The sequence below is a fragment of the Lachnoanaerobaculum sp. genome (genome assembly GCF_057250505.1).
On record NZ_DBHIEQ010000019.1, the window covers coordinates 1 to 11,103 of the forward strand.

Here is an 11,103-nt window from a genome sequence, read left to right on the forward strand (position 1 = left end):
TTGAGTAAAATTGTTCAATAGGTAGAAGATAATATATTGTATTGACTTTTATACATAAACATATTATTGTTTATATAAATAATAGTTCTTGATTTGTTAAATATTTAGTAAACAAGGAGGGTATATGAGAAATATCAAGAAATTTGTGAGTGCTTTATTGATTGGAGCGATGGTGAGCGGTTCACTTATGGCATGTGGTGGTTCTAAGAGTGCGGAGTCTACTACTGCAAGTGTGGCTGAGTCAAAGGCCGAGGATACTAAGGTGGCTGATGCAAGCAATCCTGTTGCAGGTAAGAAGGTTGCATATATTATGATAATGCCTTCAGCTACTATCTTCCAGATGTGGAAGGATTCGTGTAAGAAGCTATGTGATAAGCTTGGAGTACAGTTTGATTTCTTCTTCTGTGACGGTGACTTTAACAAGTGGCAGGACACTATAAGAACATGTGCATCTGCAGGTTATGACGGACTTATTGTCAGCCATGGAAACCAGGACGGTTCATATGTATTCTTAAAGGGTATCTTGGATGAGTACAAGGATTTAAAAATCGTTACATTCGATACACAGTTCTATGCGGACGGTGAGTATAAAAAACTTGACGGTGTTACTCAGATGTTCCAGCAGGATAAATCTTTGGTGACTGTTCTTCTGGATGAGATGATAGCAAAGTACGGTGAGGGTGTAAGACTTGTAAAGGTATGGAGAGGTCCTAACTACAACAGTCCGTTTGACAGAAGAGAAGAAGGCTGGAAGGAATATGAGAAGGCGGGAAAGATCGTAACTGTAGGTGAGGTACAGCCTTTACAAGATTCTGTGGACTCTGCAAATACTGTGACGGCAGCTTATCTTCAGAGTTTAAAGAGAGAAGATGTTGACGGCGTTGTTGCATACTACGATATGTACGGACAGGGTGTATATAATGCACTTATCGAGAACGACAATATGAACGGTAAGAACGGCGATGCACTTCCTATGGCATCGGTAGACATCGACCCTGTAGATATTACAAATATGCAGACAAGACCTGACATATGGACAGCGGCGGGAACTACAGACTGGACACTAAACGGTGAGATCGCTATGAGACTTCTTTTACTTGAGATGGCAGGAGAGTATGACAAGATTTATGATCCGGCAACAGGAAAAATGGGAGTTGATGTTGTAGAGGTTCCGGGTACGGCTATTAAGGCATCAGATTTAAAGACAGATTCAAATGTAGAGAATCTTGGAAATGTAGCAGGAGAAACTTATGGTAATCTTAACTATCTCTCAGAAGCGGATTGGATGCCGAAGGATCTTTTACACAAATAATAAGGGTATGTAAATATAAGGCTGCTAAACAGTAGCGACTTATAAAATTAATGAATGAGGTGAGTTTATCAGATACATTTACTTTTATTTTTAAAAGTCATTGAAATTTTGATGACTCACCCGTTTTAGATTGGATGATTATGGACAGAATAAAGTTAAGCACAAAAAATGTGTCGATAGAATTCCCGGGAGTAAAGGCCTTAGAGGATATAAACTTTGAGGTAAGTACGGGAGAGATAAGGGCTGTTGTAGGAGCAAATGGTGCCGGAAAGTCCACACTTATGAAGGTATTATCAGGTGCCAATCCTACATACACCGGAGAAGTATTATTAAATGATAAAGATGTGGAGCTTAGAACTCCTGTAGATGCAAAAAAATGCGGTGTTCAGATAGTGTATCAGGAAGTAGATACTGCGCTGTTTCCAAACCTCACCGTAGCTGAGAATATCATTCAGGGCGATTTGGTAATGGATAAGGGAAATGCTATCTTAAACTGGAGTGAGGTTTATAAAGAGGGCAGAAAAGCTCTTGACAGACTTCATATCAGCAAGGAAAGGATAAATGAAAGGGATCTGGTTTCGAAGCTTTCACTTGCAGATAAGCAGATGGTACTTATAGCAAAGGCGATTAGAAGAAAGTGTAATTTCCTGATACTTGATGAGCCGACGGCTCCGCTTAGTAATCAGGAGACAAAAGAGCTTTTTGAAGTTGTTGAGCATTTACACAAAACGGAGAATATAGCAATACTGTTTATTTCCCATAGATTAAACGAGATACTGGAAATATGTGAAAGTTATACGGTAATGAGAAACGGAAAGTTGATCGGTACATATCCTATAGGCGAGTCAACTACCACAAAGGAAATAGTAGAACTTATGCTTGGAAGAACCTTTGAGGAGGCATACAAAAGAGAAGAGATTCCGATAGGTGACACTATTTTTAAAACAGAGAATTTGAGCGAAATCAACGGAAGAATAAAGGATATAAATTTACATGTCAGAAAAGGTGAAATACTTGGTATAGCAGGGCTTGTCGGAGCGGGTAAGTCCGAACTTTGTAAAACTCTTTTCGGAGCATATAAGAGTACCGGAAAAATTATTTTAAACGGTAAAGAACTGAATCTAAAAAATCCTGCACTTGCAGTTAAAAATAAAATAGCACTGGTACCTGAGGAGAGAAGAAAAGAAGGTGTACTTGTAGAAGAGAGTGTAAGCTTTAATTTATCCGCGGCATCCTTGGAAAAGTTTTGTAAATTGTCTTTCATAGACAAGAAAAAGGTAACAGATAATGCAAAGAGCTATATCCGGAGCCTTAATGTATCAACACCGAGTCCAAGACAGCTTGTCAAGAAACTTTCAGGCGGAAATCAGCAAAAGGTTGCTGTAGGAAAATGGCTGGCTGCAGATTGCAAACTTTATATATTTGATGAGCCGACAAAGGGAGTTGATGTAGGTGCAAAGCAGGATATTTTTGATCTTATCCATGAGATAGCTAAAAAAGGTAATGCGGTTATATATGCAACTTGTGAGAACCAAGAGCTTTTGGCCCTCACAGACAGAATTTATGTAATGTACAACGGCGGTATAAGTGCGGAACTTGTTACAAAGAATACAAATGAAGATGAAATAATGTTTTACAGCGTAGGTGGTAAGCAAAGTCAAGAGGAGGTAGTTTGATGGAACGCAAAAAATTAATAAAGTTTGGTATAGATTGGGCTGCTATCCTGGCACTTGTTCTATGTTTCATAGTATTTACAGCAATTAAGGGCGGTGCATTCATGTCTCAGAGCAATATGGTAAATATTCTAAGAGCGATGGCAATAACTACGGTATTCGGTATTGCGGCTACAATTACCATGGCACCTGACGGATTTGATATGTCGGCCGGTACTTTGGGAAGCTGTTCAGCTTATGCGTTTGTATCGTCATACCTTTGGTTCGGTCAGTCACTGTTTATGTCGGTAGTAATAACTATAGTGACAACTTTGGTTTTGTATCAGCTTACCATGTTCCTTATTCTGGTATGTAAGATACCGGATATGCTTGCAACCTGTGCTTTGATGTTTGTGCATCAGGGACTTGGACAGTGGTATATAGGAGGTGGTGCGGTATCTACGGGTATGAGAACACCTTGGAATGCGGAACCTCTTAGAATAGCTCTTTCAGATTCATTCTCAGCGATAGGAAGAGCGCCTTGGATCATTATCATTATGCTTGGCTGTGTGCTTGCCGCATATATCTTCCTTGATTTTACAAAGTTTGGCAGATATTTGTATGCAATGGGTGGAAATAAGGAGGCCGCAAAACTTTCAGGTATTGATATTAAGAAATACAGATATGTAGCAGGTATGATAACTGCTGTATTTATAGCTATCGGAGGTATTTTAGTTTCATCAAGAGGAAGTTCTGCACAGGTTATGTGCTGTGACAACTACTTGATGCCTTCACTTGCGGCAGTTTTCGTTGGAAGAACTGTTGGTGGTGCTGAAAAACCTAATGCTCTTGGAACAATGATAGGCTCAATGCTTGTATCAACACTTGAAAACGGACTTACTATCTGTGCAGTACCTTTCTTTGTATTGCCGGCGGTAAAGGGTGCGGTACTTGCTTTGGCACTTATAGCGGCATATGCATATAAGAGAGAATAATATATAAAAGGGAGTCAGTATGAGTAGATTTGACACATATTTTCAGATGGAAGAAAAGGATATAGTTGAGTATACTTTATTAAAAGCAACATCTATAGACTGGGATAAGGACAGCATGAAGGCTGTTATACCTAAAGAACATGGAAATTTAAACTATGTCTACAGAGTGACGGATGATAAGGGACATTCGATTTATATAAAGCAGGCAGGTACCGAAACAAGAATCTCAAAGGATATGAAGCCTTCCAGAGACAGAAACAGGTTGGAATCGGAGATTTTAATGTTACAGGAAAAATTTGCAAGCGGAATGGTACCATATATTTATTTTTATGATACTGTGATGTGTGCCTGCGGTATGGAGGACTGTTCAGACTTTTTGGTAATGCGTCAGGCAATGCTTGAGCATAAAATATATCCTCATTTTACAGAAAAGATAACGGACTTTTTGATAGAGACATTACTAAAGAGCAGTGATGTGGTAATAGACCATAAAGAGAAGAAGGTAATCGGAGGGAAGCTTGTTTCACCTGATCTTTGTGATATTACGGAAAAGTTGGTTTTTATGGAGCCATACAATGACCTCAATCATAGAAATAATGTTTTTCCTCCAAATGCAGACTTTGTAAAGAAGGAGCTTTATGAGGATAAGACATTGCATTTTGAAGTTGCAAAGCTTAAATTCAATTTCATGACAAATGCACAGGCATTGATACATGGTGATTTACATACAGGTTCTATTTTTATAAAAGAAGACGGTTTAAAAGTATTTGATCCGGAGTTCGGTATACTTGGACCTTGTGGATATGATATTGGAAATGTTATAGCAAATCTTATTTTTGCTTATGACAACGGACTTGCTTACGGAAAGAAAGAGTTCACTGACTGGATATTAAAATCGGTGGAAGAGGTCATAGATTTATTCATAGAAAAGTATAATAAATATTATGATGAGTGGGTAAGTGAGCCGATGGCAATGGTAGAAGGCTTTAAAGAATATTATTTAAACGGTATTCTTAGAGATACGGCAGGATTTACCGGAACGGAGCTTCACAGAAGAACTGTAGGAATGGCCAATGTTACCGATGTAACTACAATTGAAGATGAGAAAAAGAGACTTGTGGCTGAAAGAATAAATATTTTGGCAGGTAAGGAGTTTATTTTGAAAGCGGACAGCTTTAAATGTGGTAAAGATTATGTAGACACTATACTAAAGTGCAAAGCTTTGGCAGAGGAGTTATAAATGGGTATTGAAGAATTTTTTGACAATATAATCTCAGTGAAGATGACAGAAGGTGGAGAACTGAATATTATTGACCAAACCCTTCTGCCGGGAGAGATAAAGAGAATAAACTTAAATACAAAGGAAGAAATCTGGGAAGCTATAAAGAAGCTTAGAGTACGTGGGGCTCCTGCAATAGGAGTATGTGCGGCATATGGTATTGCAAAGACGGCTTCACAGATAGAGGCAGACAACTATGCTGATTTTGAGAAAGAGTTTTTGGAATTAAAAGAGTATTTTGCCTCTTCCAGGCCTACAGCAGTAAATCTTTTTTGGGCACTTAACAGAATGGAAGATGCCCTGAAAGCAAATAAAGAAAAAAGCATTGATGAGATAAAGGAAGCTTTATTTAAAGAAGCTGAGGATATCAGAAATGAGGATGTTGAAATAAGCCGTGGAATAGGAGCCTTGGGATTTAAGCTTTTAAAAAAGCTTAAAAGAAACGGCAAAGAGATCGGTATAATGACTCACTGCAATGCCGGAACATTGGCAACAGCAAAGTACGGTACAGCGACAGCACCGATGTATATGGCACTTGAAAACGGATTTAGCGGTGACGATATGCATGTGTACTGTGATGAGACCAGACCTCTTTTGCAGGGTGCAAGACTTACAGCATTTGAGCTTAGCAATGCCGGAATAAAGACTACACTGCAATGTGACAATATGGCATCTATTTTAATGAAATCGGGTAAGATAGATATTATATTTGTAGGTTGTGACAGAGTGGCAAGAAATGGTGATGCGGCAAACAAGATCGGAACATCCGGACTCGCTATTATAGCAAAGCATTACGGCATTCCTTTCTATGTATGTGCACCTACATCAACTATTGATATGAAGGCTGAAAGTGATAAGGACATCCCTATAGAGATAAGAGACGGGGAAGAGATTACAGATATGTGGTATAAAGAGAGAATGGCACCTGAGAATATAGGTGTATATAATCCGGCATTTGATGTTACCGATCACTCTCTTATAACAGGTATTATTACCGAAAAAGGTATTTGTAAATATCCTTTTGATAAAGCATTTAAGGAATTGGGACTTTAGTACAGATAGGAGAAAATATGAAGAAGATAATCAATGTTCCTGAGAATTATACAGATGATATGTTAAAAGGCATTTATAGTGCACATAAGCAGGTTAAATATGTGGCAGACGACCTCAGATGCTATTGTATAGCAGATAAGAAACCGGGAAAGGTGGCAATAGTTACAGGTGGCGGTACAGGACATTTACCGCTATTCCTCGGATATGTGGGTGAAAACTTACTTGACGGCTGCGGTGTGGGAAGCGTTTTCCAATCACCTTCGGCAGAGCAGATATATGAGATATCAAAGGAAGTGGAAGCGGGAAGCGGAATACTCTATCTATACGGAAATTATACCGGAGATATAATGAACTTTGATATGGCGGCTGAAATGCTTGAGATGGATGATATCAAGACCAGAAGCATTGTAGGTGCCGATGATGTACTTTCAAATAAGCTTCCTGAAACCAGAAGAGGTGTTGCAGGCATATTCTTTATGTATAAGTATGCAGGTGCGGCAGCGGCACATATGGGAAGCCTTGATGAAGTATATGAGGCGGCAAATACAGCTAAGCAAAATACAAGAACCGTAGGATTTGCATTAACACCATGTGTTATACCTGAGCTTGGACATGCCAATTTCTCTTTGGCAGAGAATGAAATGGCATTCGGTATGGGAATTCACGGTGAACCGGGAGTTTGGAACGGAGATATAAAGAGTGCAAAAGAACTTGCAGATGAGGCGGTCGGAGAAATCCTTGATGATATAGAAATCGGAAACGGCGATGAAGTTGCAGTACTTATAAACGGACTTGGCGCAAGCAGTATTGAGGAGCTTTATATACTTTCCGGAGAAGTGAGTGAAATATTGGCTTCAAAAGGTATAAAGATCTATAAAACATTTGTAGGCGAGTATGCAACAAGTATGGAGATGGCGGGTGCATCCATATCTATTTGTAAGTTAAACAGTGACAAGGAAAAGGCTTGGCTTGATATGGAAGTAAAGACTCCATTTATCAGATTATAGGAGCAGTTATGACAGAGATTAGAATAGAGGATCTTCCGGAATTATTTGAGTCTATAGCTAAGGTGTTTGTCGAAAAAAAAGATGAGCTATGTGCAATGGATGCAAATATGGGTGACGGTGATCTTGGGCTTACTATGAGTAAGGGCTATAGTGCAATGCCTGATCTTATCAGAGAAAATACGGTAGAAAATAATGTGGGAAAGACATTGTTTAAGGCAGGCATGAAGATGGCTTCAGTGGTACCGTCCACTATGGGTACATTGATGGCAAGCGGTATAATGGAAGCCGGCAAGTCATTAAATGAAAAGGATAAAATAGATGCCAAAGATTTGGCATTGTATTTTGAAAGCTTTGCAGCAGGAATCAAAAAAAGAGGAAAATGCGAAGCGGGAGACAGAACAATATACGATGCACTTGTAGTGGCAGGTGAGAGAGCAAAAGAAGCAGCGGATGGAAGTTTACTTGATGTAGCAAGCGCAGCACTAAAGGGTGCAAATGAAGGTGTTGAAGCTACAAAAGATATGTTGCCTAAGTTTGGCAAGGCTGCGGTATTTTCCGCTAAAGCAAAGGGCATTGCAGATCAGGGTGCACTAGCAGGATATCTGATGGTAAAGGGAGTATGTTTATTTTTAGAAAGTAAGAGTTGATAATGAAGGTACTTAATTTCGGTTCACTAAATCTGGATTATGTATATGATGTAGACCATTTCGTGAGAGAGGGAGAGACTATATCCTCAACAGACATGAATGTATTTTGTGGCGGAAAGGGGCTCAACCAGTCTGTAGCCTTGGCAAAGGCAGGTGTTAAAGTATACCATGCCGGAGCGGTCGGAAGTGCGGACGGATCTATGCTTTTGGAGGCACTAAAAAGCGTAGGTGCCGATATATCATATATAAAAAAATATGATATGTCATCAGGACATGCCATTATACAAAAAAACAGAGCAGGCAATAATTGCATACTTTTATATGGTGGAGCAAATCAAAATATAGGAGTTGAATTTATCAAAGAGGTATTAAATGATTTTGATAGAGGAGATATACTTTTGCTTCAAAACGAGGTGAGCAATCTTGCATTTATTATAGATGAGGGAGCAGCTAAGGGGATGAGCATTATCTTAAATCCCTCACCTCTAAATGAAAAGATATTTGAATGTGACTTGGGGAAGGTGGATTATCTGATACTCAACGAGATAGAAGCTTTTGATATACTCAGAGCTGCTTGCACAGATGAAGATGAACTTGTAGATAAATTGACAAAAAGATTCCCAAACACCAAGATAGTGCTCACATTGGGAGAGAAGGGCTCTGTATATGTGGACAAGACACAGAAGATAAGACAGGAAATATATAAGGCTGATGTGGTTGACACTACGGCAGCAGGCGATACCTTCACAGGTTATTTTATAGCAGGTCTGGTTGTAGGTAAAGATGTATCAAAAGCACTCAAACAAGCCTCAAAGGCTGCAAGCATAACAGTCAGTAGAAAAGGAGCCTCACCAAGTATTCCGTTTGCAAAAGAGGTTTGTGAAAAATAAAATTTTAGATCTAATGAAATACTGCCGAGACTTTGAAATCTCGGCAGTAAGTAAAATTATTAAAGCGATAGGAAGTTTGATGTTATGTAAAATTATATGAGATGGTACTCTTTCAATAATATATCTCGATACTCTTCATCTCCCACAGCTTTTTTTAATTTCTCAAAGCTGCATTCGGCAAGTAATATTTCATAGAGCTTGTTTACAATATGTTTATATATATTTTCATCTTTTATAATGCGACTACTGAATCCGTATTTTCTGCTTGTTTCAAAATCATTGTTTGTATTATATTCGAACATATAGAGATGCTCCTTTGCATTTAGTATTGTAGAACTTTAAAGTAATTGATTGTAAATATAAGTAAAAAAGTTTTTAGTGGTATATCAGCTGAAGTCTTTCAATAAATCATACTCTTTTAAGAGCTCGTATCTGTAGGCTTCATCCTTGGTAGCTCTTTTAAGCTTGTCCATACTGCCTTCATTAAGCAAGATTTCATATAGACGGCTTACAATGTTAGCCCCTTCCAGCTTGCCCTTTTGGATACCTTCTTGAATCCCTTCCAGCTTTCCTTTTTGAATTCCTTCTTGGATTCCCCTTTGAAGGCCTTCTTGAATCCCTCTTTCAACACCTTCGTCTATCATAGCATGAATAACATCGCACATATAATGAGCCTCCTTTATTTTAGTATTTTTAATTGATTTTTCAAAAATCGTGTCACCGGTCATAGCAGACATTAAGTCTAAAACTTCCTGCATATGCTGTACAAAATATTTTTCAGGATTATAGTTGTGGTTGGTCCTCACTTGATAAAGATAATCGACCAATACCCTAAAGTCACTTTTGAACAGCTTTCGCTTTTCTTCATTGAGGAAGGCGATTTCAAAAACATTGATATTGTAGTCACTGACAAACGGCTTTAAGCGGTCGTCTACATTTAACAGCCCCAAGATGTTTTTGGGATAGTTCCATCTTTGTGAGTAGCCAAAGTACAGTACCAATGTGATTACAGGATAATTATCTTCATCAGCATGCTTTTTGTTGGCTTGCCTGCCGTATTCGGCACCGTCATAACTGATAACTCTAAAAGGCATCAGCTTGTTGGGAGATGTTTGGTTTTCAAAGCCCATCATAGCAATGTTTATCTTATTGTGCTGCCAATACTTTGATACATCTCTGTTCTGATGGTGTATACGCCTGTCCATCTTAAGTGAGCTGACTGTAGGCGTGTCAATTAAAGAGTTTTCCTTAACAATGCGCTTACCGTTAAACAGTAATACATTTACAATGTCTGCAAAGACGTCATTGTAGTGTTCAAGCATTTTTTGAGTAATATCTTTTTCTTGCATATTTCTCCTTTCTATTATAACAAAGAAATTTTTTAGAATCCATGTCCCCTGTGAAATTTAGAATATACGAACAGAAAGTATATAGAATAAAATCACGAACATATAAGAATAAGTACTTTGATTGTAGCAAAGTTTGAAATCATAAACAATTGACATCGTGTATAAAAATAAGTGATAAAATATGTAGGTAATACACAATTATCGGATAAGCTTTTAATATTTTGATGCTGAATTAAATGTTAAAGCACCTTGTTTTTAAATGAGATTACTTTATACCTTTTTTGATAAACATAAGTGATTGGAGTTCATATTTCTATCAAAAAATATATAAGAATATGTTATAATATATGCAGTGTTTTTTGCCACAGGGTTTGGTAGGTTTTTATGTAAGAGGAGGCGAATATGGCAAAGTATTTTCCGTTGTTTATTGACATAAGTGACAAGACTTTTTTGGTAGTCGGAGCAGGCAATATAGCGGTCAGAAGAATTCTGAAGCTTAAAGAGTTCGGCTGCAAGATAATAGTTGTAGCAAAGACAATAGCGGCAACTATTATGGACCAACAGGATGATAAGCTTATTTTGAAAGAAAGAGCTTATGACAGTACCGATGTAGAGGAAGTTGACTATGTTATTGCAGCAACAGATAATAAAGAACTCAATGAGAAAATAGTTTGGGATTGTAATAAGGCAGGAATTATGGTAAATGATGCGTCCAACTATAAAAACTGTGATTTTTATTTTCCGGGAATTGTGACAGAAGAAGAGATGGTAATAGGAGTGACATCATCAGGAAGCAATCACAGATTGGCAAGAAGGGTTGCAAGTGAAATCAGATACAATATAAAAGATGTGGTCAGCAGATGCAAGAAAGAACTGGAAGAAGATCCTAACGCAGAAAAATTTGACTGATATTATATAA

Annotated in this window: 11 protein-coding genes; 9 read left to right on the plus strand and 2 right to left on the minus strand. The window is 38.1% G+C overall.

Translation table 11 applies throughout. From position 1 onward, the window contains the following. Positions 1-124: 124 nt before the first annotated feature. The 8 genes from ACO6FI_RS08820 to ACO6FI_RS08855 all read left to right on the plus strand — a co-directional run bounded on the left by ACO6FI_RS08820 (position 125) and on the right by ACO6FI_RS08855 (position 8,835). Positions 125-1,312 (plus strand): substrate-binding domain-containing protein, encoded by a 1,188-nt coding sequence (locus tag ACO6FI_RS08820; RefSeq protein WP_485457008.1) that lies wholly within the window; start codon positions 125-127, stop codon positions 1,310-1,312. Between the two features lie 140 nt (positions 1,313-1,452). After that, positions 1,453-2,988 (plus strand): sugar ABC transporter ATP-binding protein, encoded by a 1,536-nt coding sequence (locus tag ACO6FI_RS08825; RefSeq protein ID WP_485457009.1) that lies wholly within the window; start codon positions 1,453-1,455, stop codon positions 2,986-2,988. Beyond that, positions 2,988-3,959: an ABC transporter permease gene (locus tag ACO6FI_RS08830; RefSeq protein ID WP_485457010.1), complete on the plus strand. Its 972-nt coding sequence runs from the start codon at positions 2,988-2,990 to the stop codon at positions 3,957-3,959. The genes ACO6FI_RS08825 and ACO6FI_RS08830 overlap by 1 nt, the downstream gene beginning before the upstream one ends. Before the next feature lie 19 nt (positions 3,960-3,978). After that, complete coding sequence (gene mtnK, locus ACO6FI_RS08835; protein ID WP_485457011.1) at positions 3,979-5,199, plus strand: S-methyl-5-thioribose kinase; 1,221 nt, start codon at positions 3,979-3,981, stop codon at positions 5,197-5,199. Next, positions 5,200-6,291: an S-methyl-5-thioribose-1-phosphate isomerase gene (gene mtnA, locus ACO6FI_RS08840; protein ID WP_485457012.1), complete on the plus strand. Its 1,092-nt coding sequence runs from the start codon at positions 5,200-5,202 to the stop codon at positions 6,289-6,291. Between the two features lie 17 nt (positions 6,292-6,308). Continuing rightward, positions 6,309-7,298 (plus strand): dihydroxyacetone kinase subunit DhaK, encoded by a 990-nt coding sequence (locus ACO6FI_RS08845; RefSeq protein ID WP_485457013.1) that lies wholly within the window; start codon positions 6,309-6,311, stop codon positions 7,296-7,298. Between the two features lie 8 nt (positions 7,299-7,306). Then, positions 7,307-7,945: a dihydroxyacetone kinase subunit L gene (locus ACO6FI_RS08850; RefSeq protein WP_485457014.1), complete on the plus strand. Its 639-nt coding sequence runs from the start codon at positions 7,307-7,309 to the stop codon at positions 7,943-7,945. Between the two features lie 2 nt (positions 7,946-7,947). Next, positions 7,948-8,835 (plus strand): ribokinase, encoded by an 888-nt coding sequence (locus ACO6FI_RS08855; RefSeq protein ID WP_485457015.1) that lies wholly within the window; start codon positions 7,948-7,950, stop codon positions 8,833-8,835. Positions 8,836-8,927: 92 nt separating this feature from the next. Here ACO6FI_RS08855 and ACO6FI_RS08860 read toward each other — a convergent pair whose 3' ends face one another. Continuing rightward, the gene (locus tag ACO6FI_RS08860) at positions 8,928-9,137 is read right to left on the minus strand and encodes a hypothetical protein (RefSeq protein ID WP_485457016.1); all 210 of its coding nucleotides are present in this window, start codon (positions 9,135-9,137) and stop codon (positions 8,928-8,930) included. Between the two features lie 84 nt (positions 9,138-9,221). Then, on the minus strand, positions 9,222-10,184 hold the full coding sequence (locus tag ACO6FI_RS08865) for an Rpn family recombination-promoting nuclease/putative transposase (protein ID WP_485457017.1): 963 nt from the start codon (positions 10,182-10,184) through the stop codon (positions 9,222-9,224). 402 nt (positions 10,185-10,586) lie between these two features. On the opposite strand from ACO6FI_RS08865, the gene ACO6FI_RS08870 reads away from it, so the two are divergent. Next, the gene (locus tag ACO6FI_RS08870; protein WP_298051859.1) at positions 10,587-11,093 is read left to right on the plus strand and encodes a precorrin-2 dehydrogenase/sirohydrochlorin ferrochelatase family protein; all 507 of its coding nucleotides are present in this window, start codon (positions 10,587-10,589) and stop codon (positions 11,091-11,093) included. Positions 11,094-11,103 lie beyond the last annotated feature (10 nt).